Annotated in this window: 27 protein-coding genes; 20 read left to right on the top strand and 7 right to left on the bottom strand. The window is 35.7% G+C overall.

The window, feature by feature from the left end; all coding sequences use genetic code 11:
• Positions 1 to 13: 13 nt before the first annotated feature.
• Entirely contained in the window at positions 14 to 610 is a 597-nt protein-coding gene (locus tag MKX37_RS03955; protein ID WP_002087481.1) for a hypothetical protein, read from the bottom strand.
• 231 nt (positions 611 to 841) lie between these two features.
• Between MKX37_RS03955 and MKX37_RS03960 the strand changes: the two genes are divergently transcribed.
• The 3 genes from MKX37_RS03960 (at position 842) to MKX37_RS03970 (ending at position 4,303) form a co-directional block, all read left to right on the top strand.
• Entirely contained in the window at positions 842 to 1,402 is a 561-nt protein-coding gene (locus MKX37_RS03960; RefSeq protein WP_078422156.1) for a nitroreductase family protein, read from the top strand.
• Between the two features lie 116 nt (positions 1,403 to 1,518).
• Entirely contained in the window at positions 1,519 to 2,934 is a 1,416-nt protein-coding gene (spoVR, locus tag MKX37_RS03965) for a stage V sporulation protein SpoVR (protein WP_016101765.1), read from the top strand.
• Positions 2,935 to 3,040: 106 nt separating this feature from the next.
• Entirely contained in the window at positions 3,041 to 4,303 is a 1,263-nt protein-coding gene (locus MKX37_RS03970; RefSeq protein ID WP_078422157.1) for a neutral/alkaline non-lysosomal ceramidase N-terminal domain-containing protein, read from the top strand.
• A 126-nt stretch (positions 4,304 to 4,429) separates the two neighbouring features.
• On the opposite strand, the gene MKX37_RS03975 is transcribed toward MKX37_RS03970, so the two are convergent.
• Complete coding sequence (locus MKX37_RS03975; protein ID WP_078206446.1) at positions 4,430 to 4,903, bottom strand: MarR family winged helix-turn-helix transcriptional regulator; 474 nt, start codon at positions 4,901 to 4,903, stop codon at positions 4,430 to 4,432.
• A gap of 152 nt (positions 4,904 to 5,055) precedes the next feature.
• On the opposite strand from MKX37_RS03975, the gene MKX37_RS03980 reads away from it, so the two are divergent.
• The 9 genes from MKX37_RS03980 (at position 5,056) to MKX37_RS04020 (ending at position 10,715) form a co-directional block, all read left to right on the top strand.
• Entirely contained in the window at positions 5,056 to 5,640 is a 585-nt protein-coding gene (locus MKX37_RS03980) for a DUF3238 domain-containing protein (RefSeq protein ID WP_050001255.1), read from the top strand.
• Between the two features lie 136 nt (positions 5,641 to 5,776).
• Complete coding sequence (locus MKX37_RS03985; protein ID WP_002169114.1) at positions 5,777 to 6,361, top strand: DUF3238 domain-containing protein; 585 nt, start codon at positions 5,777 to 5,779, stop codon at positions 6,359 to 6,361.
• Between the two features lie 241 nt (positions 6,362 to 6,602).
• A complete protein-coding gene (locus MKX37_RS03990; RefSeq protein WP_000456201.1) occupies positions 6,603 to 6,866 on the top strand; it encodes a metal-sensitive transcriptional regulator in 264 nt (87 codons plus the stop codon).
• Positions 6,867 to 6,954: 88 nt separating this feature from the next.
• Positions 6,955 to 7,515 carry a sulfurtransferase TusA family protein gene (locus tag MKX37_RS03995; protein ID WP_078422158.1) on the top strand — a complete coding sequence of 187 codons (561 nt, stop codon included), beginning with the start codon at positions 6,955 to 6,957 and terminating at the stop codon, positions 7,513 to 7,515.
• Positions 7,516 to 7,553: 38 nt separating this feature from the next.
• The gene (locus MKX37_RS04000; protein WP_016126593.1) at positions 7,554 to 8,690 is read left to right on the top strand and encodes an MBL fold metallo-hydrolase; all 1,137 of its coding nucleotides are present in this window, start codon (positions 7,554 to 7,556) and stop codon (positions 8,688 to 8,690) included.
• Positions 8,691 to 8,711: 21 nt separating this feature from the next.
• Positions 8,712 to 8,942: a sulfurtransferase TusA family protein gene (locus MKX37_RS04005; protein WP_002125390.1), complete on the top strand. Its 231-nt coding sequence runs from the start codon at positions 8,712 to 8,714 to the stop codon at positions 8,940 to 8,942.
• A gap of 38 nt (positions 8,943 to 8,980) precedes the next feature.
• Entirely contained in the window at positions 8,981 to 9,340 is a 360-nt protein-coding gene (locus tag MKX37_RS04010; RefSeq protein ID WP_002169111.1) for a rhodanese-like domain-containing protein, read from the top strand.
• Positions 9,341 to 9,428: 88 nt separating this feature from the next.
• Positions 9,429 to 9,908, top strand: a complete 480-nt coding sequence (locus tag MKX37_RS04015) for a DsrE/DsrF/DrsH-like family protein (RefSeq protein WP_002029908.1) — start codon at positions 9,429 to 9,431, stop codon at positions 9,906 to 9,908.
• 33 nt (positions 9,909 to 9,941) lie between these two features.
• Positions 9,942 to 10,715, top strand: coding sequence for a sulfite exporter TauE/SafE family protein (locus MKX37_RS04020; RefSeq protein WP_002169110.1), 774 nt, complete (start codon positions 9,942 to 9,944; stop codon positions 10,713 to 10,715).
• Between the two features lie 33 nt (positions 10,716 to 10,748).
• Here MKX37_RS04020 and MKX37_RS04025 read toward each other — a convergent pair whose 3' ends face one another.
• On the bottom strand, positions 10,749 to 11,189 hold the full coding sequence (locus MKX37_RS04025) for a hypothetical protein (RefSeq protein WP_002029912.1): 441 nt from the start codon (positions 11,187 to 11,189) through the stop codon (positions 10,749 to 10,751).
• A gap of 149 nt (positions 11,190 to 11,338) precedes the next feature.
• Positions 11,339 to 12,547: an LCP family protein gene (locus tag MKX37_RS04030; RefSeq protein WP_002125398.1), complete on the bottom strand. Its 1,209-nt coding sequence runs from the start codon at positions 12,545 to 12,547 to the stop codon at positions 11,339 to 11,341.
• Between the two features lie 314 nt (positions 12,548 to 12,861).
• On the opposite strand from MKX37_RS04030, the gene MKX37_RS04035 reads away from it, so the two are divergent.
• Positions 12,862 to 13,860, top strand: coding sequence for a YhdH/YhfP family quinone oxidoreductase (locus MKX37_RS04035; protein ID WP_002169109.1), 999 nt, complete (start codon positions 12,862 to 12,864; stop codon positions 13,858 to 13,860).
• Positions 13,861 to 13,894: 34 nt separating this feature from the next.
• Here the strand turns inward: MKX37_RS04035 and MKX37_RS04040 are convergent, their stop codons facing one another.
• The 3 genes from MKX37_RS04040 to MKX37_RS04050 all read right to left on the bottom strand — a co-directional run bounded on the left by MKX37_RS04040 (position 13,895) and on the right by MKX37_RS04050 (position 18,440).
• On the bottom strand, positions 13,895 to 15,550 hold the full coding sequence (locus MKX37_RS04040) for a Na/Pi cotransporter family protein (RefSeq protein WP_002125402.1): 1,656 nt from the start codon (positions 15,548 to 15,550) through the stop codon (positions 13,895 to 13,897).
• A 516-nt stretch (positions 15,551 to 16,066) separates the two neighbouring features.
• Positions 16,067 to 17,056 (bottom strand): NAD(P)-dependent alcohol dehydrogenase, encoded by a 990-nt coding sequence (locus MKX37_RS04045; protein ID WP_002125405.1) that lies wholly within the window; start codon positions 17,054 to 17,056, stop codon positions 16,067 to 16,069.
• A gap of 181 nt (positions 17,057 to 17,237) precedes the next feature.
• Positions 17,238 to 18,440, bottom strand: coding sequence for an MFS transporter (locus tag MKX37_RS04050; RefSeq protein ID WP_002029919.1), 1,203 nt, complete (start codon positions 18,438 to 18,440; stop codon positions 17,238 to 17,240).
• Between the two features lie 473 nt (positions 18,441 to 18,913).
• On the opposite strand from MKX37_RS04050, the gene MKX37_RS04055 reads away from it, so the two are divergent.
• The 7 genes from MKX37_RS04055 to MKX37_RS04085 all read left to right on the top strand — a co-directional run bounded on the left by MKX37_RS04055 (position 18,914) and on the right by MKX37_RS04085 (position 25,475).
• The gene (locus MKX37_RS04055; RefSeq protein WP_016119632.1) at positions 18,914 to 20,002 is read left to right on the top strand and encodes a DUF871 domain-containing protein; all 1,089 of its coding nucleotides are present in this window, start codon (positions 18,914 to 18,916) and stop codon (positions 20,000 to 20,002) included.
• Positions 20,003 to 20,080: 78 nt separating this feature from the next.
• Positions 20,081 to 22,021 (top strand): BglG family transcription antiterminator, encoded by a 1,941-nt coding sequence (locus MKX37_RS04060; protein WP_002125412.1) that lies wholly within the window; start codon positions 20,081 to 20,083, stop codon positions 22,019 to 22,021.
• A gap of 110 nt (positions 22,022 to 22,131) precedes the next feature.
• Entirely contained in the window at positions 22,132 to 22,452 is a 321-nt protein-coding gene (locus MKX37_RS04065) for a PTS lactose/cellobiose transporter subunit IIA (RefSeq protein WP_002125414.1), read from the top strand.
• A 1-nt stretch (position 22,453) separates the two neighbouring features.
• On the top strand, positions 22,454 to 22,759 hold the full coding sequence (locus MKX37_RS04070; RefSeq protein ID WP_002087440.1) for a PTS sugar transporter subunit IIB: 306 nt from the start codon (positions 22,454 to 22,456) through the stop codon (positions 22,757 to 22,759).
• 76 nt (positions 22,760 to 22,835) lie between these two features.
• Positions 22,836 to 24,146 (top strand): PTS sugar transporter subunit IIC, encoded by a 1,311-nt coding sequence (locus MKX37_RS04075; RefSeq protein ID WP_001013048.1) that lies wholly within the window; start codon positions 22,836 to 22,838, stop codon positions 24,144 to 24,146.
• Positions 24,122 to 24,400, top strand: coding sequence for a hypothetical protein (locus MKX37_RS04080; RefSeq protein WP_002087437.1), 279 nt, complete (start codon positions 24,122 to 24,124; stop codon positions 24,398 to 24,400). The genes MKX37_RS04075 and MKX37_RS04080 overlap by 25 nt, the downstream gene beginning before the upstream one ends.
• Positions 24,390 to 25,475, top strand: a complete 1,086-nt coding sequence (locus tag MKX37_RS04085; RefSeq protein WP_050001263.1) for a DUF871 domain-containing protein — start codon at positions 24,390 to 24,392, stop codon at positions 25,473 to 25,475. Before MKX37_RS04080 ends, MKX37_RS04085 begins: the two co-directional genes overlap by 11 nt.
• Positions 25,476 to 25,558 lie beyond the last annotated feature (83 nt).

Genomic DNA, 25,558 nt, shown 5'->3' on the forward strand with positions numbered 1-25,558 from the left:
CCTTTTTGACAGGCTAATTTGTTTTCTTTTCTTTAATAGACTTCACTAATTTAATCATTTCTGCCCGTATATCTTCTTTTTTAACATTTAATTTTTCCGCAATTTGTTTAATATCCATCCCATCTTTTTTCATTTTTAGTACATCGTCAAGAGGGGTATTACTTTTTTGGGAGATGATTGTTAACACGGTAAGTTGGCGTAAGCCGATGTTATATTCTTTCATTTTTTGTTTCAGTCCATCTGGTGTGGACTTTTGCATATTTGCTAATTTTTGCAGTAGTGCTTTTTTCGTTTCTTTATTCATATGATGCTTTTTCAATTTACTTGGGTCTACACCGAAATGCTCGGCTGTTTTCTCCCAAGATTTATTTTGCTTATAGTAAGCTAAAACGTCCTTAATTTCTTTTTTACTTATTCTTGCAATGTGGGCAGCTTTCCAAATTTCATGTTTATTATAGCCGAGTTTTTCGAGCGACTGCATTTCTTCTTCTGAAATAGGCTTATGATGGTGCATTGTTACTTCTTTTGGCGTGGCAGCGGAAGCAGGAAAGACAGATATCCCGCACAATAATGCTGCCATAGTCATACTTACTGCGATTTTCTTGTACATATAAACTCCTCCTAGATGGGTAATGTGGAAAACTTACACATATCATTTCCATAAAATGTGAAAAACTTGTGAACAAGTTAAGTTTTTTTATTCACAGTATAAAAAGAAGTTTTTCATGGTTTTCCAACATAAAACATTGATTAATAGTGAAAAACTAGGTTATAATCGAAATTGAAAATCAATATCAATGACGGATTTATACATATAGATAAAAATAAGGGAGAGAAAAATATGACTACATATACTTCCATCGCAAACGTTATTAAAGAAAGACGTTCTGTTCGTACATTTACAAATAAAGCAGTAGAAAAAGAGCTATTAATTGAACTATTGAACGACGCAACATGGGCACCGAATCATAAACACCGTGAACCATGGAATTGTAAATTATACATTGGAGAAGGCCGTCAGAAATTAGTAGACGCAGTACTAAACTCTTTCACAGAAGAAGAAAGAGCAAAACGCGGCAAAACTTTATCTGATCGTTTCTTAAGCACACCTGCTCAAATCGTTGTTTACATTAATGAAGATCCGCGTCAAATTCAACGTGACGAAGATTACGCTGCAACATGTGCATTTATGCAAAACTTCCAATTACTTGCTTGGGAACGCGGCTTAGGGTGCGTTTGGAAATCAGGTGGATTAAACTACAATCCACTATTTATAGAAGGAATTGGTTTAACAAGAGGTCAACGCATCATTGGAATTCTTCATATCGGCTATTTCGATAAAGCACCAGAAGGAAAAGCGCGTACGCCGATTACGGAGAAGGTGGAGATTATTGAAGGTTAATTAGAAAGAGGCATTCTCGTTTTTCCGGGGGTGCCTTTTTATTATGCAATCAATCCTCATGAAAGCTTGTTCCTTATCATACACTTTCTTAAGGGAAAGTGTAAGGAGGGAAAATAATGAGAGCAAGTGAAGATAAAGCGCTGCAATATGCGATTGCGGAAATTACGGAAATTGCGACTGGATTTGGGCTTGATTTTTATCCGATGCGCTATGAAGTATGTCCAGCGGAAATTATCTATACATTTGGTGCATATGGGATGCCGACGAGGTTTTCGCATTGGAGTTTTGGAAAGCAATTTTTCAGAATGAAATTACAATACGATTTAGGACTTAGTAAAATTTATGAACTCGTTATTAACTCTAATCCATGTTACGCCTTTTTATTAGATACGAATTCTTTAATTCAAAATAAATTAATCGTGGCGCACGTTTTAGCACATTGTGATTTCTTCAAAAATAATATTCGTTTTTCTAATACGAAACGCGATATGGTGGAGAGTATGGCAGCGACAGCAGATCGTGTGAAGGCGTATGAACATAAGTATGGAAGAGAAGAGGTAGAAACATTTTTAGATGCCGTACTTGCCATTCAAGAACATATTGATCCATCGCTTATGCGTCCGAAACTTGCATGGAGTATTGAAGATTTAGAAGAGGATGTAGAAAAGAAAAAGATATCACAGTACGATGATTTATGGAATTTAGATGATCGAAACAAAAAGAGAGAACGACCTAATATGCATAAAAAGAAGAAAATCCCACCGCAGCCAGAAAAAGATTTACTCCTCTTTATTGAAGAATATAGCCGTGAGCTAGAAGAGTGGCAGCGCGACATATTAACGATGATGCGTGAAGAAATGTTATACTTCTGGCCACAGCTTGAAACGAAGATTATGAATGAAGGTTGGGCTTCCTTCTGGCATCAACGCATACTTCGTGAAATGGACTTAACATCTTCTGAAGCAATCGAATTCGCGAAGCTTAACGCAGGTGTCGTACAGCCATCAAAAACAAGTATTAATCCATACTACCTCGGTATTAAAATGTTCGAAGATATTGAAGAGCGCTATAACAACCCGACAGAAGAAATGAAACGACGCGGTGTGAAACCTGGTTCTGGTCGTGACAAAATCTTTGAAGTACGGGAAATTGAATGGGATGTATCGTTCCTAAGAAACTATTTAAATAAAAAACTTGTAATGAGAGAAGATATGTACTTATTCCAGCGCCAAGGAAAAGAATATAAAGTAATTGATAAAGAATGGGAGCATGTACGCGATCAACTCGTAAATATGCGTACAAATGGAGGTTTCCCGTACTTAGTAGTAGAAGATGGAGACTACTTAAAGAATGGGGAATTGTACATTAAACATAGCTATGAAGGAATTGAGTTAGATTTAAAATACTTAGAAAAAGTATTACCGTATCTTCATCAGCTATGGGGAAGAACAGTGCATATGGAATCGATTGTGGAGAGTAAGGGCGTTGTGTTTTCTTATGATGGGAAAATGGTGCATCGGAAGTATGTGTGATGAAAAGAACGGACATAGGATTTCTTGTCCGTTCTTTTTATTTTGAAAATGGTAAATATGCTATTCTTGAAGAGAGGGAGTTACATAGAGAAATGGAGCGATTCAAATGAGCAAAGTAGGGGTATGCAAGGTGGATATTACGCCGCCTATAGGTATTGATTTTATCGGATATCATAGAGATACAGGGATTAATAATATTGAAGAGCACATTTATGGGACAATTTTTGTATTTGAAAAAGATGAAATGAAAACTGTGTTTATAAGTATTGATAATATCGGAATGTTAGTAGAAGATACGACGATGATTCGTGAACGAGTAGCTAGTGAGCTGAATGAGCCGTTGCAGCAAATAACTGTCGTTTATACACATACTCATTCTGGTCCGGAAACAGTCGGTGATCATCCTTTAATAAAGTCGTATAAAACGATTTTACTAAATAATGTAGTGCAGGGTGCTATTACTGCGAATAATAATATGCGGTCATGTGAAGTTGGGTGGGATGTTACAACAGGTGATATTGGAGTAAACCGAAGAGAGAGGACACCTGATGGAAAAGCAAAGATGGGCATAAATATAGAGGGTATTGTAGATAAACGAATTGGTGTTTTAGCAATAAGAGATGTTGAAACGAAGGAGTTATCTGGGGTTTTAGTGTTTTGTACGGCTCATCCGAATGTTTTAAAAGGTGATAGTGATGTATTGTCAGCGGATTATCCCGGGATGACGAGAGAGCTTCTTGAGAAAATAGTAAACTGCCCAGTTATTATCGTTCAAGGTGCTGCTGGAAATGTGAATGCGAAGTATCGCGGCTCAAGGGAAGCATTAAACCAAATGGCTTACATGCTTAGTGGACATGTATTAACGATGTTGCCAACAGTTACATATAGCCCAATTGTAAATTTAAGGACAGTTTCAAGTACGATGCAAATGAAATTAAAGGATATTCCTGAAATTGATGAGATACAAAAAATGGCTCAACTAGCTGAGAAGCAGTGGGGTGTGAATACTGATGAATGGTTAACTATCGTTTTAGAGAAATATAAGCAAAATATACGGCAGTTAAGTATTGATTTAGAAGTTCAACTGTTTCGAGTTAATGATGGTATGTTCTCTGGTATACCGATGGAACCTTTTTCGGAAACTGCGTTAGAAATAAAAGAGAGTCTTCAAAATGAACTAGCTTTCTTTGGTGGATATATGAATGGATATATTGGGTATTTATCGACGAGGGAAGAGTTTGCATATGGTGGATATGAAGTTGAATTAAATCCGGTTGTGTATGGGCCAGGTACAAACTTGTTGATGCCACCGGAGGAGAATACGGCGGAGCTGATTGTGAAGAGAGTTATGAATTTATATAATGCATAAAATATAGTATCTTTTATATTTAGAATGAAATTTGAAGGGATCAAAGGTTTTAATAAAATTGTAAAAAATGAATCCATTTTGAAAAAGACTACTCAAAATGGATTCGTTTTTATATGGAGTTTTTGTTTACCAAACAGGTCGTATGTTGGATGATAATTTTCCTGTATTTTCTTTAGTAACGAATGTTGTTAAATCCTCTTTAAGCATTTGCATTCGTTCTGCACCTATGTTTGCAATCCATCGTTGTTCTATTTCAGCTACTATTTCTTCTTTTGCTTTCATTACTGCTAAACCACGCTCGGTTAAAACAATAATTTTACCTCTTTTATCAGTAGGATGCGTTTGGCGCGTGACATAACCACTGTTCTCAAGAGAATCTACCATTTTACTTATGGCTTGTTTTGAAACCCCTAAATATTCAGCTAGTTCTATACCGGTTGCTCCATTAGGAAGGATACGTTTGAACATAAAACCGTGTGCGGGCCTAATATCTTCAAATCCCAATTCACTTAATTTGTCGTGTAGTTCAGTAATTAATGTACTGAAGGATAGTGATAAAAGTGAAGTAAGATCTAGTTCGTTAAGTGTTTGATGAGTCATGTATATAACCTCCTTGCTTATAGTCAATTAAATTGACTATAAGTAGAATCTATTGTACTATACAGGATATAGTCAATCAAATTGACTATATAATGGTAATAGAATAAATAATGATTTATCTAAATAAAATCAATGAATTATGGAGGTTTCACATGGTTAATATCGTTAAAATTAGAGGGAGTGTATTTGCACCATATGCATCGCTGGAACCTATTAAAGATCCTGCAACAGGAAGAGCGTTTGAATATGCCGGAGATGCACGTGAGTTTACACCATACGCTGTGAACACAAAGCGTTCAAGATTAGAACAAGAAGTGGTTGTTGATTTTTATAAAAGAGAAATTTTCACATATGCAGATGCTTGTATCGTTACTGTGGAAATTACAAATCCAGATGGCTCAATTGAGTATCAAAAAGGAGAAACAAGTACAGAAAACATTGCATGTACAAATATTGTATGGAGTGAAGATGAAGTTTCATTTGAAATGAGAGCAAGTGCAAGTAATCCGTTAAACGCGGCAGCACCTGCAGCTGATTATTTTTTGACTATACGAGTTAATGAAAGTGGTACTGTGCATGTTGAAGGTTTACATGATGGTTTTCCTTGCTATGAATTTTATAAACAAATAGACTTTGGTTCATTTGAATTAATATACACACATGATTTCAGAGAAACGGATGATACCCCAGCAGCACTAGCTGGAGAAATGGAATATAGCTTTAAAACGAAAATCTAGATATAAATATAGCGCTATTTTTTAGAAGGAAGTAGCAAACGTAAAAGAGAAAGCTATTGGTTCTAGGATTGAAATTGTGGTCTATTTTATTCAATAGTATGCAGTATATAAAATTAGAATTACAGGGGTGTTTCTTATGACGAATATCGTTAAAATTAGAGCCAGTGTATTTATTCCAGTGTCTTGGACAGAACCGCGGAAGGATGTACAAACAGGGAAAGTAATCCAATTCGAAGGTGATTCACGTGAGTTTACACCACATGCGGTAAATACTATGCGCTCTAGAGTTGAGCAAGAGGTAGTAGTGGACTTTTATAAAGAAGAAGTGTTTTCATATGCAAACACGGGTATTACGACAGAGAAGGTCACAAATCCAGATGGTTCTGTGAATAAAAGAACAGGAAAAGCGAGTACTGAAAATATTGTGTGTACGGATATTTCATGGAATTCTGATGGTGTGCAATTCAAAATGAGTGCAAGCGCTAGTAATCCGTTAAATGTGTATGCCCCTCCTGTGGACTATTTATTAACTGTATGTGTGAACAAGGATGGTAGTATCGATATTCAAGGAGAACATGATGGATTCCCTTGTTTCGAATTTTATAAGCAAGTAGATTTCGGTTCATTTGAACAAATTTATACACATGATTTTAGAGAAACTGGTGATACACCTGAAGCGTTAGGTGGAGAAATGGATTATAGTTTTACAAAGAGGTTATAAGAAGTAGGATAATAAAACGGTTGATTCCTTGATTCGTAAATGAAATGAATTAGTTGGACTACCAAGCAGTGTAGTTGAGAAATGCAAAAGCCAATGAAATCAGTGGCTTTTGCATTTTTACTATACTCTAGGATATTTCAAAAAAATAAACCACTTTACAATATACCCTTAAGGGTATATGATATTATACAAAGTTACAAAGTAATGTATAATATAGTTATAATTACGGAGGTGGTCTACAGTGGAATATAATCAAGATATGAAAAATAGATTGAAACGTATTGAAGGTCAAGTTCGTGGTGTGCTTCGCATGATGGAAGAGGGAAAAGATTGCCGAGATGTTATTACACAGTTAACTGCATCCCGTTCTGCACTTGATCGTACAATTGGACTCGTTGTTGGAACAAATTTAGAGCAATGTTTGCGCGAGCAGTTTGAAACAGGTAATGGTTCAAATGAAGAGTTAATTAAAGAAGCTGTTCAATTACTTGTAAAAAGCCGATAATCTGTCAAACATATGTGTTGACAGATTTTCAAAAACATTTTATTATACCCCTACAGGTATACGTATAATAGTTAGGGAGGAAATGATTATGAGTATAAAAGTTGATATGAATTTAGACTGTAAAGGCTTGGCTTGTCCGATGCCAATTGTGAAGACAAAAAAGGCGATGGAAGGATTGGCATCAGGACAAGTTATTGAAATAGAGGCGAAGGATAAAGGATCGACGTTAGATATACAAAGTTGGTCAAATAAAGTAGGGCATCAATATATTGGAACGAAACAAGAGGGAGATATATTAAAGCATTATGTACGAAAATCCCATGAACATGAAGTAAATGAAGTTGTGAAGTATCCTCATACAATTAAGAATGGGGAATTGCAAAATATATTATTAAGTGGTGAAGAGTGCACTGTATTAGATGTTCGTGAAGAAGCGGAATTCGTCTTTGGTCATATTCCATCCGCAATTTCGGTGCCGTTAGGTGAATTAGATAGTGCTATGTTAGACAGTGCGAAACCAATTTATGTTGTTTGCCGAACTGGTAACCGTAGTGATGCAGCTTGTCAAATGTTGAAAGAGAAAGGTTATTCAAATGTGAAGAATGTCATTCCAGGTATGTTAGAGTGGCAAGGGAATGTGGGGAAATAAAATTTTTTAAATAAAAACATACCTATGGGGGTAATTGGATGAGTGTTAAGATATTACAAGCAAAAGAGGTCGCCGAGAAAGTTTTATTCGGAGAGTTGTTTATTTTAGACGTTCGGAATGAAACGGACTATGAAGATTGGAAAATTGAAGGGAAACAAGTTTCTTCTATAAATAAACCGTATTTTGACTTATTAGATGGTGTAGATCATATTGTAGATGAATTGCCGAGGGAGAAAGAAATTTTAGTCGTATGTGCGAAAGAAGGTTCTTCGCAGTTTGTCGCAGAGCAATTGTTACATGCCGGATTCAATGATGTTTATTATTTAGCTGGTGGTATGAAAGCTTGGAGTGAATATGTAAAGCCGTTAAAAGTAGGAGATGTACAGGGCGGAGGAAGTGTATATCAATTTAACCGTCTGGGAAAAGGCTGTTTATCTTATATGATCGTCTCAAACGGTGAAGCAGCAGTTATTGATGCAGTCAGAACGGTTGAAGCATATGAAGATTTTGCGGAAGAGCATGGTGTTACTATTACGAATGTCATGGATACACATTTACATGCAGACCATATTTCTGGAGGACGTAGGTTAGCTGAAAAAGTAGGTGGTACGTATTGGTTACCTCCAAAAGATGCGGAGGAAGTCGTTTTCTCATATAAACCGCTTGTTGAAGGATCTGTTATTACGGTGGGGGGTACCAAAATTGAAATTGACGCATTATACTCACCGGGGCATACGATTGGAAGTACATCATTTATTGTAGATGATTCCTATTTATTATCAGGTGATATTTTATTTGTAGATTCAATTGGCCGTCCAGATCTTGCTGGGAAGGCTGAAGATTGGGTGAGTGATTTACGAAATACGTTATATAAACTTTATAAGGAACTGTCTCAAGATTTAATTGTTTTACCGGCTCATTATTCAAAAATAAGTGAAATGGACGACAGAGGCATTGTGAGTGCGCATTTACAAGATTTATTTAAGGAGAATGTAGGGTTAAATATTGTTGATGAGGGAGAGTTTCGTAAAAATGTGACAGAGAACTTACCGTCTCAGCCGAATGCTTATGAAGAAATTCGTCAAACGAATATGGGTAAGATTTATCCGAGTGTGGAAGAAGAGCGTGAAATGGAGATTGGCCCAAATCGTTGTGCAGTTCATGATTCATTATAAAATAACAAACTGGAGGAATAGATGATGAATGTAAAACAAGTATTAGATGCGAAAGGTTTAGCATGTCCAATGCCGATTGTAAGAACGAAGAGAGCGATGGATGCTTTACAAACTGGAGAAGTGTTAGAAGTACATGTAACAGATAAAGGATCAGTAAAAGATATTCCAGCATGGTCAAAAACAGGCGGTCATGAAATAGTAAAGCATAATATAGAGGACGATGTACTGAAGTTTTGGATTAAGAAGGCGTAGTGAAGAACTAGTTTTGTAAAGGCGGAGAGGTTGGTTATATGAATACAATATTAAGTACGCTTTTCATTGTACTTGCTGCATGGTTTGTTATTTCGCGTTTTTTACCGGTGAAAGGTGTTCAAAATATAAATGGAAAAGAATTAAAGAGTATAGTGGGAAAACAGGGAAAACAATTTGTCGATGTTCGTACAGTAGGTGAATATAGAGGAAATCATATGAAGGGATTTCAGAATATCCCACTAAATGAGTTAGCTAGTAGAGCAAATCAATTAGATAAAAATAAGGAAGTGATTGTTATTTGTCAGAGCGGGATGAGAAGTAAGCAAGCAGCAAAAGTGTTAAAAAAATTAGGATTTCAGCGCATTATAAATGTTTCAGGCGGTATGAACGCTTTGTAAGGGGAAATTAGTATCGGGTGTAGCTAGATAATTTGAGCCATTTCACAATTTTTTAAATACCCCCATAGGTAATTAGGAGGAGAACAACATGGAACAACAGAAGAAAACGACGATTGTTTTATTTAGTGGAGATTATGATAAGGCGATGGCAGCTTATATTATTGCAAATGGTGCAGCGGCGTATGATCAAGAGGTGACTATTTTTCATACTTTCTGGGGCTTAAATGCCCTTAGGAAAGATGAGCATGTGAAAGTAAAGAAAACGTTCATAGAAAAAGTATTTGGAAAAATGATGCCGCGCGGCGCTGATAAGATGGGATTATCAAAAATGAATTTTGCTGGTATGGGGCCAAAAATGATTAAAGGTATTATGAAAAAACATAATGCGATGCCTTTACCAGATTTAATTGATTTGGCGAAAGAACAGGGAGTTAAACTTGTAGCTTGTCAAATGACAGTAGATTTATTAGGGTTAAAAGAGGAAGAGATTATGGAAGGGGTAGAGTTTGCAGGAGTAGGTGCATATTTAGCAGATGCTTCGGATGGGAATGTGAATTTATTTATTTAAATCACCTTCTTTTTAGAAGGCGGGGGATACAATATGAGTTTAACAGTACTGCTTTTTATTATTGGGTTTATAGGGTCATTTATTTCAGGAATGGTTGGGATTGGCGGTGCAATTATTAATTATCCGATGATCTTATACATTCCAGTATTGCTAGGATTTGCTGGATATACATCACATGAAGTGAGTGGTATTACAGCGATTCAAGTATTCTTTGCAACTTTTGCAGGCGCGTGGGCGTATAGGAAAAGTAACGATATGGATAAAACTTTAGTTGTGTATATGGGAGCTAGTATATTAATAGGAAGCTTTGTAGGTAGCTTTAGTGCGAATCTATTAAATGAGCATGCTGTAAACGTTGTTTACACATTACTAGCTACTATTGCGTCTATTATGATGTTTATACCGAAGCGAAGCAATCGTAAGGGGACAGAAGGAATTACGTACAATAAGTGGCTCGCTAGTTTGCTAGCGTTTATTGTAGGAAGTGTTTCCGGCATTATTGGGGCTGGTGGTGCATTTCTTTTAGTACCGATTATGCTAGTTGTTTTAAAACTACCGATACGTACAACAATAGCAACATCTATCGCTATTACTTTTATTTCCTCGATAGGAATTACTACTGGGAAAGTGATTACTGGACAAATAGTTGTTATTCCGGCTCTTATCGTTGCGATAGCAAGTTTATTTGCCGCTCCTCTTGGAGTGAGAGTAGGGAAGAGAGTGAATCAAAAAGTTTTGCAATACGTATTGTCTACTTTAATTGTAGGAACTGCGATAAAGATGTGGGTTGATATGATATCGAAATAAAAAGATGGTGCTCTTGTAGCACCATCTTTTTATTTACGCCCAAATAACTTTCATTAAGTTCTTATACTCATCGTTTGCCAGTTTATATAGCATTCTCGTATGTTCAAAGACAAGTGCGGGATTAAAGTTTGGTTCTGAGAATGCAAGAGATGTTGAAATATCAATTGCATTTTGCTTATTTAGCGTGAATTTTGCAAATCGATAAGATGTGTTTAATTCATTGATGACATGTAAAATATCATTTGTTGATGTTGAATCAGGTACAAGAGCAACATTGAAGCAGTATATATCCACAGCAGGATGTTCGCTTTGGAAAGCAGCGATAAGTTGAATTTTTGCGCCAGCTTCTGTTTCTAGTCCTACTGAGAAATGTACAGAACCATCATTTTCATCTATATTTTCTTCCATATATATATCGTTTGATTTTAAGTACTCTTTAAAATCTGAAATGTTATGTTTTACTGCAGCTTTCATATGTGTGAGCCCCCTGATAATTGGAATAGATTACTATTATTTATTATAATTTAAAAATATTAAAAAAGATAGTTGGAAAGTTCTGATTTTTTTGTTTTGAAAGCATTAAAAAGAAGCAGTGCTCTACCTCCATAGAGCACTGCTTCACTTTATTCATTGTCATTAGACGATGTTTCTGTATCTTCACTGTTATTCTTATTATTCGTTTCATTGTTACTTGATTCGCGTTCACTCGTATTTGCAGACTTAGATTCTTTTGTTTTCTCTGAGTTTGTTTTTTTCGAATCAGAATCAGAATCAGATTTTGTATATGCAGGTAGTCCAAGGTGACTACGAAGTTCGTTTGTAACATTAGCTAATTCTTTTTTATCTGGATTGTAGTAGTAAGTTCGGCCACCACCAGCTGACTTACTACATGTATCATCACCTTTTGCCATGTAACAATCTTCACCTTCAATTTGTAATTTCTCAATTGAAGAATCTGCTCCATATTTATAGAATGAAAGCATATCATCGAATGTTAAGTTTGTAACGAATTGTCCGTTAATATCATCAATGATGTTACCAACTTTTGTTACGGATCCGACGCTTGTTAGTTTCTTTAAAATTGCTTCAATAACGAGTTGCTGACGTTGTCCACGCATCGCATCACTATCAACGTGTCGTGTTCTAGCAAGAGCAAGAGCTTCTTCACTATTTAACTTTTGAACACCTTTTTTCAGGTGAATTGCATCGGCGTTATCATTACTATCTTGTTCAGTAAATTCAACTGGTACGTCAACTTCAATGCCGCCTAAATCATCAACGATTTTCATGAATGATTTAAAGTTGAATTTTACAAAGTAATCGACGGGAACATTCATTAATTTTTCAACTGCATCAATACTAGCTTGTGGTCCACCATCTTTTCCGTTTTTAGTAGAACCAAATGCATGAGCGTGTGTAATTTTATCTTTTTTCTTTTCTACTGGAATATAAGTATACGTGTCACGTGGAATACTTAATAGCTTTACAGTTTTGCTATCTTTATTAAACGTTGCAAGTAATAGTGCATCCGTTCTTATAGCTTCACCATATTCTTTCCCACGGACATCGCTTTCATCAACACCCATTATTAAGACAGAGACGTTATTTGTAATAGGTTTTACAGCTTTATCACGTAAATCAGATTTATCACCGCGCGCTAAATCGTGAGCGGCATTTCGAACAGCAGAAGATGCTTTATTTACTAAAAACCATGTATAACCGCCACCTACTATTAAAAAGAATAGAATGACGCTTATAATAATTTTTGTTTTTTTCTTACTTTTTTTCGGTTTATTGCGTGTATTTTCTTGCAAAGATGGGTTTTGCTCCATTTCTTGTACTCCTTCATTTGAATTGAAATACGACACTCATATCCACTTATTATAATGAAATTTAGCGAAAAAAAACATTACAAATCATTTACATTTCGTAAAAATTCAATTTATTTATAAAAAGTCAGATTTTCTATATTTTATTTTTAAGATGTAGAACAAGTATAATGTGTTTTAGTAGAAATGAAAATATGTAATGTGAGAAAGTGATAGAGAAGTAAGATTTGTTGAAATATAGCCAAGAAGATGTGATTAGCTGTATATATACTTCTTATATAATAAAGAAAGATTTTACGGATGAAGGAGAGAGCATAATGAATCATACATCATTCCGAGCAATTGTCGTGAACGAAAAAGAAAATAATCAATTTGAAAGAAATCTTGTTGAGAGAGAAATTAATAGTTTACCTGAAGGAGACGTATTAATACGTGTTTATTATTCTTCATTAAATTATAAAGATGCCCTTTCAGCTACTGGTAATAAAGGTGTAACGAGAACATATCCTCATACACCAGGTATCGATGCAGCGGGAGAGGTAGTTAGTAGTGAAAATAACGCCTTTCAGGAAGGCGATCAAGTTATTGTAACTGGATATGATTTAGGTATGAATACTTCTGGTGGTTTCGGAGAATATATTCGCGTGCCATCATCTTGGGTTGTTCCTTTACCGAAAGAAATGTCTTTGAAGGAAAGTATGATGTACGGGACAGCCGGTTTTACAGCTGCCTTATCGGTATATAAGCTCATTAGAGCGGGAATTACGCCTAGTATGGGAGATGTTTTAGTAACGGGTGCTACGGGCGGAGTAGGCAGTGTAGCAGTTAGCATTTTAGCGAAGCTAGGATATAACGTAGTAGGATCAACTGGGAAAATGGAAGAGGAACAGATGCTGCTACGTTTAGGTGCAAAAAAGATGATTCATCGCGCGGAGTTGAGTGATGAATCAGGAAGACCGATGCTTAAAGGAATATACGCTGGGGTTGTCGATACCGTAGGCGGAAGCATGTTAGAAAGTTCTTTAAAGGTAGTTAAGTATGGAGGCTGTGTAACAACGTGTGGTAACGTAGCAGGGCATGAATTAAATACAAGTGTATACCCATTCATATTACGAGGGATTAGCCTTTTAGGAATAGATTCAGTTCAATGTCCAGTAGATGTGAGAAGAGACGTGTGGGCATTGCTAGCAGGTGAGTGGAAAAATTCAGAGCTATTATCTTATACAGAAGAATGTACATTAAAAGAATTAGATGAGAAGTTTGCACTTATACTGCAAGGAAAGTTAAAAGGAAGAACGGTTGTAAAGATGAAATGAAAAAAGAGACGCTTAAATTAGCGTCTCTTTCCTATTATAATGATTGTTTTAAATTTACTTTTCCTTGTTCACCTAAAACACCATCAGCGATATTTACAGCGTGATCACCGATACGCTCTAAGTTACTTACCATATCAACGTAGATGATGCTTGCATCACCTGAACAGCTACGTTCGTTCAGACGTAATACGTGACGTTTACGTAGAACACGTTCCATTTGGTCAATTTTACGTTCTTTTGCAATAACCGTTTGTGCTAGTTCAGTATCGAAGTTTGTTAAAGCATTGATTGCATCTTGTAATGTTGAAATTGTTAATTCAAGCATTTCATTTAATTCAGCTAGTGCTTCATCTGATAGTGAAACGCGGTTTGAAATTTGGAAATCTACAAGTTCTACAAGGTTTTCTACATGATCACCGACACGTTCAATATCTCCAACAACACCAGCCAAAACAGAATGCTTCTCAGAATCTGCTGATGAAAGTGGTTTTTCTGATAATAAAACTAAATACTCGGTAATTTTTTTATCTAAATTGTTAATAGCGCCTTCTAATTGAGTAGCCATGTTCGCGTGTTTTTTGTCTTGTGTATTTAAAAATTGGTTTGCTTCTTTTAATCCATCTAATGAAAACTCCGCCATACGGATAATCTCTTTTTGAGCTTCTGTTAAAGCAATAGCTGGAGATTGTTCAATAAAGATTGGATTTAAATGTTGTGGTTTAAAGTTAATAGATGCATCTTCACCACGAATAATTTTTGTTACAATCCAGGCTAATACAGCAATGAATGGGAACTGAATGATTGTATTCGTTACGTTAAATGTTCCATGTGCAAATGCAATTGTCATTTCTGGATTCAAGTTTAATGACGTTTGGAAATATTGAATTAAACTTGTAAATGGTATCAATATAATCGTAAAGATAATGGTACCGATAATATTAAAGATAACGTGAACTAATGCTGCACGTCTTGCTGCAATTGAAGTACCGATTGCTGCTAATACGGCTGTAATTGTCGTACCGATGTTATCACCGAACAATACAGGAAGAGCAGCTTGTAAATCGATTGCACCTTGACCGAATAGTTCTTGCAAAATACCGATTGTCGCACTTGAACTTTGTACAATTAAAGTGAAGACTGTACCAACAACAATTCCTAAAATTGGATTATCACTCATGCTAACCATTAACTCTTGGAATGACTCTAAAGAACGAAGAGGTTTCATACCTGCGCTCATTAATTCTAAACCGAAGAATAACATACCAAAACCGAATACAACTTGACCTACAGAATGTACTTTTTTATTTTTAAAGAAGAATAGTAAGATTGCTCCAACTGCCATAATTGGGAGAGCGTATTCTCCGATTTTAATTCCGATAATAAATGCAGTAACTGTCGTTCCGATGTTCGCACCCATAATAACACCAATTGCTTGTCTTAATGTCATAAATCCGGCACTTACAAGTCCGACTGTTAAAGCGGTTGTTCCTGAACTTGATTGAATTAATACAGTAACTAACATACCTGCTAGTACACCCATAAGAGGATTTGTTGTAAAACGATCTAGAATATCGCGAAGACGATCTCCAGCTGCTTGTTGCAGTCCATCGCCCATGTATTTAATCCCGAATAAGAAAATACCTAATCCACCAATGAACTGGAAGATCATATCTTGAATATTGTATTCCACGCATTCCACTCCTTAAATTTCATGTACGATGTAATTATTAACTAAACCTTGAGGCACTGTAAACGGTTTGTCTGTAAAATTTACACTAAATTTACAAAGTGATAAAAAGTTTACAATTCTTTAAAGAAACACCTGGATTTAATTGGTTTTCATGCATGGTATATGACTATTTTGTGAAGAAGTCACATTTATCACACTATTTATTGATAGTAAAAATAGGTGAAGGGAAACTACCCAACTGGGTATGCGGATTGGAATTTTATTTTGTTATGATGATGGTTCTTTGCATATTTTTTGATTAAAGTTAGAAAAATATGTAGGGAAACGGGGGAGGTTTGAAATGGATTTATTTAATGAAAGTAAAAAACGATTAAATTATTTTAAACTGTTTTCTTTTGAGATGCTCGCAACAATAAAAAAGAGCAATTCGCATATGAATTTGCTCTGCTTTTTTATGTTAAAAACTTTCGGTGCTTTGCATTTTAACAATTATGCAAAGCACCGAAAGTTTTTTCTTTATTTAGAATCGTCATTATGCTCCATAGTTATGACGACATTCCCCTTCTTATGTCCTTTTTCAACATATATGTGAGCTTCAATAATTTCTTCAAAAGTGTATTGCCTATCAATGACCACTTTTATTTTATCGTTCTCAACAAGTTCTTTAAGGAAATTTAATGCTTCGGAAGTTTCAGGTGCGTTTTGACTTAATATGAGTTTCATGCGACTTGTCAATTTAGTCCAGAGCATTTGAGCACTTGGTAACGGTTCAACGATATTTATATAGGTACCACCTTCCTTTAACATTTTAATACACTCTGAAAAGGAGCTCTTGTTTACCGCTTCAAAGATAACATCATAAGTTTCGTCTGTAGTAGAAAAATTTTTTGTGGTGTAATCAATTACTTCGTCAGCTCCTAGAGATTTGACCAATTCTAAATTGGAGCTACTGCACACACCTGTAACTGTTGCGCCGAAATACTTGGAAATCTGTACTGCATAACTTCCGACACTTCCAGAAGCTCCGTAAATAAGAATGTTTTGACCGCTTTGAACGTTAGCTTTCCTAAGGAAAAACAAAGCTGTACGTGCTCCAATTGGGATGGCTGCGGCTTCTTCATAGGATATATTGGAGGGCTTCATGCACACTGCTCCACCTTCAGGTAGACAAATATACTCAGCATAAGAACCAAAATTTACTTGGGTAGCTGCAAAAACTTGATCTCCTTTTTTAAATCGTGTGACGTCTTTTCCTACCGATTCAACTTCACCAGCCAATTCCATTCCGAGTATTTGTTTTTTCGGTTGCTTAAAGCCAAGTGCGATTCGAGCGGGTAGCCAAACAGAAGAGGGAACCGTAAAACTTCGTGAGCGAATATCTCCTGCTGTTACGGTTGTCGCTTTTATTTTTACTAGTATTTCATTGTCCTTAGGAGCAGGTTTTTCTATCTCTTTCAGTTGAAGAACGTCGGGGAGACCGTATTTTGTGTACACTATTGCTTTCATTAATATTTCCTCCAATTCGTTCTATATTAATATCATACGAACAACATGAATAAATAGAACAGCGGTTCACTCTTCAATACAATGCAAAAAGCAGTGTGATTTTTTTAGGAATCCACTGCTTTTTACAAATGTGTATACATGATTTTTTGGTCCAAGTACTTCGAAAAAGAACCAATTAGCATTACCCAACGGCTTTTTCTTTTGTTTTATCCCCCTGTTTTTGCTTCCGTAAGCTTGTGATGTAAATGAAAAGAAAAGCGATAAGTAATAGAGAGGAATATCGATATACAGTTGCATAGTTGGTAAAGTGTGCAATGAATCCAAAAATAATCGCTCCAGCACCAATTCCAAGATCAAATGCTGAGAAGAATGTTGCTGTTGCTACTCCTCTCCGGTGCGGTGCTACTCGGTCAATCATCCATGCTTGTAGTGCCGGTTGAATTGCTCCGAAACCACTGCCGTAGCACGCTGCGGCAATAATTAAACTCGGAATTGTAGTTGTATACGACAGCAAGATAATACCTGTAAACGTAATAATAACTCCTGGAATGATGACGAATGTATGGCCTTTCGTATCATATAATCTTCCAGAAAACGGGCGAGTTACAGCGATTGCAAGTGCGTTAAATAAAAAGAAGAGACTGATATCAGCAATCCCGACTTCCGTAGCAAATAATGTGATAAAGCTCCCAATTCCCCCGTACATTAATGTAATACATAATATTAATAATGAAGGAAGTAAAGCTTTACGCTCAATAAATCCATCGAGAAAGGTACCAGATGTTTGCTGTGGTGGTTGCGGCGATTTTTTGATTTGAAGTAGTTTCGTTAATATTAATGAAACTATTGTGCATGAAAGTGCACATAAAAAAAGAATCGTGAAGTTATATGCTTGCATAAGCCAAAGTCCGATAAGCGGACCGAGCGCCATGGCGATAGTTCCAGAAAGACCGAAATATCCCATGCCTTCACCGCGGCGAGCTTGCGGAATTAAATCTGAAACGACAGTTCCGTATGTAGTCGTTGTAATACCAAAACCAGCTCCGTGTAAAATTCGAACGGCAAGCAATAGGAAAACGGTTGAAGCGAAAAGATAACTGCCCATAGCGAGTAAACAAATAGCGGTACCGATCATTAAAATGATTTTTTTGTTGAATTTCTGCAAGGCATTTCCAGTTAGCGGCCTAATAAAAAGTGCTGCAACGGTAAACATGCCGACAACGAATCCGATATTTGAACTTGTGCCCCCAATTTCTTTCACATAAACAGGTAAAGTTGGAATTAACATTTGAAATCCTAAAAACATACATAAGTTTGCTAGAATTAGCGCAATAAACTCTTTTGTCCATAACGGTTCTCGTTTTACGAGTACTGCCTCTCCCATATATTCATCCCCTATATAAAAGTTTTCCCGCGTTAACGGGCAGTAAGACTCTCACCTCAAAATTTGGTTGGAGCAAAGAAGTTAGGTGGGAGTCGTGCTGTCCGTAAACGCCCGATTGGTGAAGGCTAATAATCAGTGGGGGATGAACAATACCCCCACTGATTAAAGTTTCACTTTATCTCTGTTCTTTCGAGTATATGTAGTGGTCAACGTAACAGTCAAGGAAGGTGCCTTGAAAACGTATAACAATTTTCAAGGCAAAAAAACTGACAAATTTGTGGAAAGACTACACAACTATGAAAAAAAGATGTAAAGTATAGATGTATAGACTAGTAGTTGTTATGAATGATAGAAATTGTTTTTTCTTTAAAGAAAGCGGATTCAAATTGTAGTGGAAGAGAAGGGGATACATACTTTTTCGCTACATATATTTGAAAGGGTTTACAATATGATGAAGAAAGAGGCGTGTACATATGAGACGATTAGGTATTTCTATTTATCCAGAACATTCGACAGTAGAGGAAGATAAGGAGTATTTAACATTAGCAAGTAAATACGGATTTACACGTGTATTCACATGTTTATTATCTGTAGATGGCGAAAAAGAGAAAATTGTAGAAGAGTTTAAAGAAATAATTTCTCATGCGAATGCATTAGGATTCCAAGTATTGGTTGATATTAGTCCGTCTGTTTTTGAGCAACTAGGTATTTCTTATAATGATTTATCGTTTTTCCATGAACTAGGTGCTTACGGTATTCGTTTAGATGTTGGTTTCTCAGGATTAGAAGAATCGATTATGACGTACAATCCATACGGTTTAAAAATTGAGATTAATATGAGTAACGGTACGAAGTATGTAGATAACATTATGAGTCATAGACCAAATCGTGAAAATTTAATTGGCTGTCATAATTTCTATCCGCATCGTTATTCAGGATTATCATACGATCATTTCATTAAATGCTCGAAACAATTTAAAGATTACGGTATGAGAACAGCTGCTTTTATTTCATCATTCGATGCAACATATGGACCTTGGCCAGTAACAGAAGGGTTATGTACGTTAGAGCAGCATCGCGAATTACCGATGACAACACAGGCGAAGCATTTGTTTGCAACAGAATTAATTGATGATGTTATTATTGCGAATGCTTATGCTTCAGAAGAAGAATTACAAGCACTAGGTGCGTTAAATAAAGAGAAACAAACATTTGATATAGAAATATACGATACAACAACAGATTTAGAAAGAATTATCGTATTAGAAGAACCTCATTTTTATCGCGGGGATGTATCTGAATATATGATTCGTTCTACACAAAGTCGTGTGAAATATAAAAAAGAAGAGTTTAAACCGCATAATACGCGTGAAATTAAGCGTGGCGATCTTTTAATTGATAATGAGCAATATGGCCAATATAAAGGTGAATTGCAAATTGCTTTAAAAGATATGGTGAATACAGGAAAAACAAATGTAGTTGGCCGAATTATAGAGGAAGAAATTTTCTTATTAGATTATTTACAAGCTTGGGATAAGTTTGGATTTACGCTAAAGAAATAATGAACGTGGGATAAAAGGGAAAAAACTACTGATTTCAGTGGCTTTTTCCCTTTTATATAAAGAGCGAGAGGAAGAGCTATGACAAAAGTGCATCAGCGATTAATTTCCATTTTAGAGGAGTTTTTAGAAGAGAAATCGATGTTAAATCGAGCTTTTTTAGCGAGCCGTTTACACGTATCAACGAAGACGATTCAAAAGGATATAAAATTATTAAATGATATATTGGAAGAACACGGAGCGAAAATTGAATCACAAAGAGGGAATGGGTACGAACTAGAAATTATACAAACTAAGAAGTTTGAAGATTTTTGCGTAAATGTATTTCAAAAACAGACAGAAAAGATTCCAACTTCTTATGAAGAAAGAGTAGCTTATATTTTACACCGTATTTTAACGACAGATGGGTATGTGAAGCTTTCACAGCTAGCGGAAGAGATTTATGTGAGTAAATCTACTGTAAACTTAATTATGAAAGATGTTACGGATATTTGTAGTCGCTATGAGTTACAAATTGAAAAAAGACCATATTATGGTATACGTATTGTAGGAGAAGAATTTAATATTCGTTCTTGTTTATCACAATATGGTTTACCGCGGTATGAACATACTCCGTTTCATGAGAACTATGAGCAGACGGACACATATTTATCGTTACCCCATATTTCTCTCATCCGCTCAGTTATACTAAAGTATATCGAGGGAGGAACGATATATTTATCAGATATAGAAATTGATAATTTATCAATTCATATTGCGATTGCTTTAAAGAGATGCAGGGATGATCATTACATTCAAGCACTGCATGTAGAGGAATCTGAACTTATAATAAAGAAAGAATATAAAATTGCGAAACAGATTTTAGGGAATTTAGGGGCAGAGCTAAAGCTTCAATTTCCAGAAGAAGAAATTTTATATGTGACGATGCATTTATTAAGTACTGCTGTTACAGCGAGAGATCGCTATGAAAATGTAGAAGAGCTATTAGGGAAAGACGTATATGCATTCATGCAGCATATTCTTTTCAAAGTAGCGGAAGAACGGAATCTTACTTTTTATTACGATGAAGAATTATTATTTGGTTTTGGTGTTCATTTAAAAACGTTATTAAATCGTTTGAGATATAAGTTAAATACGAGGAATCCTCTTTTGGCAGAAGTGAAAAAAAATTATCCATATGCTTTTGAAATTGCAGTTCTCGTTGGAGATATAATTGGTGAATATACGGGTGAATCCATTCCAGAGAGTGAGATTGGTTATATTGCCATTCACTTTGGTGGGGCGATGAGCCGCTTGCAGGAAAATAATCAAAAGAAAAGATGTTTATTAGTTTGTGCAACTGGTCAAGGGAGTGCACAACTACTGAAATATAAAATTCTATCACATTTCCGAGATAAACTAGAGATTGTAGGTATTACAGGGTACTATCAATTGAAAGTGGAAGATCTTTATAAAGATAAAATAGATTGTATTATTAGTACGATTCATATACCGAGTGGTTTGCCTGTTCCGGTTATAAAGGTAAACTCAATATTTGATGATAAAGAGATTAAATCAATTGGTAAGCAGTTATTTACACATGTGAATGATAGTATGCAGCAATATATTAAGGAAGATTTGATCTTCTTAAATCGTAGTGCTTCTACGAAAGAAGAGGTTATTCAGTTTTTATGTGAGAAAGCTGCTGAGAAAAACTATGTACCCGCAAACTTTTATGCTTCTGTTATGGAGAGAGAGAACACATCTCCTACAGCGGTTGGAAACTTAGTGGCAATTCCGCATCCGATGCAATTATTAAGCGATACGACATTTTTGATGTTTTGTACACTCGATAAGGCGATTGACTGGGGAGATAAAAAAGTACAAGTTATTATTTTATTTAGTGTGAAGCGCAATAATAATGAAGATTTACAAAAGCTTTATGATTTTTTATATGATATTATGTCTAATCAAACTATAATAGAAAAATTGCATCAGGCTCAAGCTGTTGATGATTTTCAAGAAATCTTACTATCATTATGAAAAAGTATATTAAAACTTCCGTTACATAACGGAAGTTTTTTATGTTTAATTGTATGCGTTTTCATAATAAGATGAAAATATAGAAAAAACATAGCTTGGAGGAATTTAAAATGACTGATATGCAAACTCCATTTGCGTTAATTTTACATGGTGGTAACGCGAGAAGCGCGGCACTTGAAGCAATTGCTTTTGCAAGACAAGGAGATTTCCAGAATGCGAGTGAAAAGATGGAACTTGCTAGTGAGGAAATATCATCCGCTCATCGTATTCAAACCGATTTAATTCAAGAGGAAGCAAGAGGCAATCATGCAGAAATAAGTTTATTATTAGTGCATGCACAAGATCATTTAATGAATGCCATTACAGTGAAAGAACTTGCTGAGGAATTTATTACTCTTCATAAACGAGTGGAAGAGAAAGTGACAGTATAATATGTACATTTTATTATGTTGTGCAGCAGGCATGTCAACGAGTATGGTTGTAAGAAAAATGCAAGAAGAGGCAAAGAAACAAGGGAAGGATTATAAAATTAAAGCAGTTGATTCGGAACTTGTGAAACTGGAAATAAAAAATGCTGATGTTGTTTTAATTGGACCACAGGTGAAGTATTTGTTTCCAGCGGTAGAGTTTCTTGCAAAGTCATACGATATACCAGTTGCAATTATAGAGCAGCGAGATTATGGTATGTGTGATGGTTTGAAAGTACTTAAGCAAGCTGAACAATTAGTTTTAGCGTAATTATATTTTTTTAAATATAAACATTATAATGTTATAACTTTTACTTTTGTCAGATTGAACATAGGGAGGGTTATCGATGAATGGTTTTATGAGTTTTATGGAACAGAAGATTATGCCAACAACGCAAAAGATTGCGGGGCAACGACATTTATTAGCAATTCGAAATGGAGTTATTTCTACATTGCCGTTAACGATTGTCGGGTCATTTTTCGTTATCTTTTTAAACTTACCAATTGATGCATATATGGAGTGGATTGCACCGTTTCGTCATATTTTAGATATTCCATTCCGATTTACAGTAGGCTTAATGGCTTTATACGCAGCATTTGGGGTAGGGGCCTCACTCGCGAACTTTTATCAGCTCAATCAATTAAGTGCAGGATTATTATCTGTACTCGCCTTTTTACTAGCATCAGTTGAACCAATTCAAATAACAAAAGCTGTACCAGGTGTTATTGATGCAGGAAGATATATTTCAGTAGGGACATTAAGTGCTACGTCTTTATTTGGAGCTATTGTGACAGCATTAATTGCAGTAGAAATTTATCACTTTATGATTAAGCATAATATTTCGATTAAATTACCAGATAGTGTACCACCAGCAGTTGCAAACTCGTTTGCAGCATTAATTCCAACTTTAGTAGTTATTCTTTTATTCTGGGGTATTCGTTACGGTTTGAAATTTGATGTAAACACAACAATCACATATTTAATCGCACCATTAAAATCAGTATTAGTAGGAAATAATTTATTCGGCGGTTTATTAACAGTATTCTTAATCGTGTTCTTCTGGTCGTTCGGTATACATGGCCCAGCGATTTTAGGACCAATCATCCGTCCGATGTGGGATTCAGCAATTCTTGAAAATATGGAAGTATTCACGGCTACAGGAAATGCACATCAGTTACCAAACTTATTTACAGAGCAATTTATTCAATGGTTCGTATGGATTGGTGGATCAGGCTCAACGTTAGCTTTAGTAATTATGTTTATGTTCTCTAAATCTAAGTTCTTAAAAGAGTTAGGTAGATTATCATTCGTACCAGGTTTATTCAATATTAACGAGCCAATTATTTTCGGGGCACCAATTGTAATGAATCCAATCTTAATTATTCCGTTCGTTATTACACCGTTAGTTACAACGACGGTATCATATTTCGCAGTTGTTTCAGGTATGATTCCGCTCATGATGGCGAAGCTGCCATTTACGATGTTAGCGCCAATTGCAGCGATTATTAGTACGGACTGGACAATTATGGCTGGTGTACTTGTACTTGTTAACTTTGTTATCTCATTCGTTATTTACTATCCATTCTTCAAAATGTATGAGAAGCAACAATTAGCAGGAGAGGAGAAAACAGAATGCTCGGAGCAATTATCATCTTAATTACATTCGTGGCGGGGCAGTGTATTGCACATTATTCAAAGTGGGTACAAAGTAAATCGCTATTAGTTTTACTACTTGTGTCGATATTATTTATTGGATGTTCAATGGGGGCTTATGTGGCATTTAGTTTAGAATCACCGTACTTTATCATCGTACCAACGATTTTATGTGCAACATGTTTATCTGCAAAATATAGATTTACGAGCATGGCATTAATACAACGTGTGAAGGAGATGCAAAAGCATGGAGCGTAAATTAGGAATTTCACTTTATCCAGAGCATTCAACGAAAGAACAAGATATGGCATACATTTCGACAGCGGCACGCCACGGTTTTTCAAGAATATTCACTTGTTTACTGTCTGTTAATCGTCCAAAAGAGGAAATTGTAGCTGAATTTAAAGAAATTATTGGGCATGCAAAAGAGTATAATATGGAAGTTATTTTAGATGTAGCTCCGGCTGTATTCGATCAACTTGGTATTAGTTATAGTGATCTATCATTCTTTGCAGAGTTAGGTGCAGATGGAATTCGTTTAGATGTAGGGTTTGACGGGTTAACAGAAGCGAAAATGACGAATAATCCATATGGCTTAAAAATTGAGCTGAATGTAAGTAATGATATTGCCTATTTAGAAAATATCCTTTCGCATCAAGCGAATAAATCAGCTTTAATTGGTTGCCACAATTTTTATCCGCAAAAATTTACTGGTCTTCCGTATGATTATTTCATTCGCTGTAGTGAACGCTTCAAAAAGCATGGTATTCGCAGTGCAGCCTTTATTACATCGCATGCAGCTGACATCGGTCCATGGGATATTAATGACGGATTATGTACGTTAGAACAACATCGTAACTTACCAATTGAAGTACAAGCGAAACATTTATGGGCAACAGGGTTTATTGATGATGTTATTATCGGAAATGCTTATGCGAGTGAAGAAGAGTTAGAGAAACTAGGAAACTTAAATCGTTACATGTTACAGCTAAAGGTACAATTTGTAGACGAAGCGACTGAAGTAGAGAAGAGAGCGACACTGCAAGAATTACACGTAAGACGCGGTGACATAACAGAGTATATGGTACGTTCTACAGAAGTACGTAAAAAGTACAAAGACTATGACTTCCCAGTGCGCGAAAGTGTACGACAGGAAAGAGGGCAAGTTGTAATTGGTAATAACCTATTTGGAAAGTATAAAGGTGAACTACAAATCATTCTGAAAGAAATGCCAATAGATGAACGGAAAAATATTGTCGGTACAATTGCAGAAGAAGAGTTATTCTTACTAGATTATGTAGGAGCTTGGACACAGTTTACTTGTGTGGAATAGGGAAGGTAAGAGAGGATGCTATAGCATCCTCTTTTTTCTGTTGAAATAGTAGTCTATCGTATATAGAATTCAAAGGGATAGAT

Source organism: Bacillus sp. FSL R5-0709 (assembly GCF_038004785.1).
Taxonomy (GTDB): Bacteria; Bacillota; Bacilli; order Bacillales; family Bacillaceae_G; genus Bacillus_A; species Bacillus_A mycoides.

Bases quoted from the DNA above. Each gene is read 5' to 3' on its own strand.
- MKX37_RS03985 (WP_002169114.1), top strand. From the start codon at position 5,777: ATGACGAATATCGTTAAAATTAGAGCCAGTGTATTTATTCCAGTGTCT.
- MKX37_RS03960 (WP_078422156.1), top strand. From the start codon at position 842: ATGACTACATATACTTCCATCGCAAACGTTATTAAAGAAAGACGTTCT.
- MKX37_RS04035 (WP_002169109.1), top strand. From the start codon at position 12,862: ATGAATCATACATCATTCCGAGCAATTGTCGTGAACGAAAAAGAAAAT.
- MKX37_RS04075 (WP_001013048.1), top strand. From the start codon at position 22,836: ATGAATGGTTTTATGAGTTTTATGGAACAGAAGATTATGCCAACAACG.
- MKX37_RS04055 (WP_016119632.1), top strand. From the start codon at position 18,914: ATGAGACGATTAGGTATTTCTATTTATCCAGAACATTCGACAGTAGAG.
- MKX37_RS03970 (WP_078422157.1), top strand. From the start codon at position 3,041: ATGAGCAAAGTAGGGGTATGCAAGGTGGATATTACGCCGCCTATAGGT.
- MKX37_RS04015 (WP_002029908.1), top strand. From the start codon at position 9,429: ATGGAACAACAGAAGAAAACGACGATTGTTTTATTTAGTGGAGATTAT.
- MKX37_RS04005 (WP_002125390.1), top strand. From the start codon at position 8,712: ATGATGAATGTAAAACAAGTATTAGATGCGAAAGGTTTAGCATGTCCA.
- MKX37_RS04020 (WP_002169110.1), top strand. From the start codon at position 9,942: ATGAGTTTAACAGTACTGCTTTTTATTATTGGGTTTATAGGGTCATTT.
- MKX37_RS04025 (WP_002029912.1), bottom strand. From the start codon at position 11,189: ATGAAAGCTGCAGTAAAACATAACATTTCAGATTTTAAAGAGTACTTA.
- spoVR (WP_016101765.1), top strand. From the start codon at position 1,519: ATGAGAGCAAGTGAAGATAAAGCGCTGCAATATGCGATTGCGGAAATT.
- MKX37_RS04060 (WP_002125412.1), top strand. From the start codon at position 20,081: ATGACAAAAGTGCATCAGCGATTAATTTCCATTTTAGAGGAGTTTTTA.
- MKX37_RS04010 (WP_002169111.1), top strand. From the start codon at position 8,981: ATGAATACAATATTAAGTACGCTTTTCATTGTACTTGCTGCATGGTTT.
- MKX37_RS04050 (WP_002029919.1), bottom strand. From the start codon at position 18,440: ATGGGAGAGGCAGTACTCGTAAAACGAGAACCGTTATGGACAAAAGAG.
- MKX37_RS03980 (WP_050001255.1), top strand. From the start codon at position 5,056: ATGGTTAATATCGTTAAAATTAGAGGGAGTGTATTTGCACCATATGCA.
- MKX37_RS04080 (WP_002087437.1), top strand. From the start codon at position 24,122: ATGCTCGGAGCAATTATCATCTTAATTACATTCGTGGCGGGGCAGTGT.
- MKX37_RS04085 (WP_050001263.1), top strand. From the start codon at position 24,390: ATGGAGCGTAAATTAGGAATTTCACTTTATCCAGAGCATTCAACGAAA.
- MKX37_RS04030 (WP_002125398.1), bottom strand. From the start codon at position 12,547: ATGGAGCAAAACCCATCTTTGCAAGAAAATACACGCAATAAACCGAAA.
- MKX37_RS03975 (WP_078206446.1), bottom strand. From the start codon at position 4,903: ATGACTCATCAAACACTTAACGAACTAGATCTTACTTCACTTTTATCA.
- MKX37_RS04070 (WP_002087440.1), top strand. From the start codon at position 22,454: ATGTACATTTTATTATGTTGTGCAGCAGGCATGTCAACGAGTATGGTT.
- MKX37_RS04000 (WP_016126593.1), top strand. From the start codon at position 7,554: ATGAGTGTTAAGATATTACAAGCAAAAGAGGTCGCCGAGAAAGTTTTA.
- MKX37_RS03955 (WP_002087481.1), bottom strand. From the start codon at position 610: ATGTACAAGAAAATCGCAGTAAGTATGACTATGGCAGCATTATTGTGC.
- MKX37_RS03995 (WP_078422158.1), top strand. From the start codon at position 6,955: ATGAGTATAAAAGTTGATATGAATTTAGACTGTAAAGGCTTGGCTTGT.
- MKX37_RS04065 (WP_002125414.1), top strand. From the start codon at position 22,132: ATGACTGATATGCAAACTCCATTTGCGTTAATTTTACATGGTGGTAAC.
- MKX37_RS04045 (WP_002125405.1), bottom strand. From the start codon at position 17,056: ATGAAAGCAATAGTGTACACAAAATACGGTCTCCCCGACGTTCTTCAA.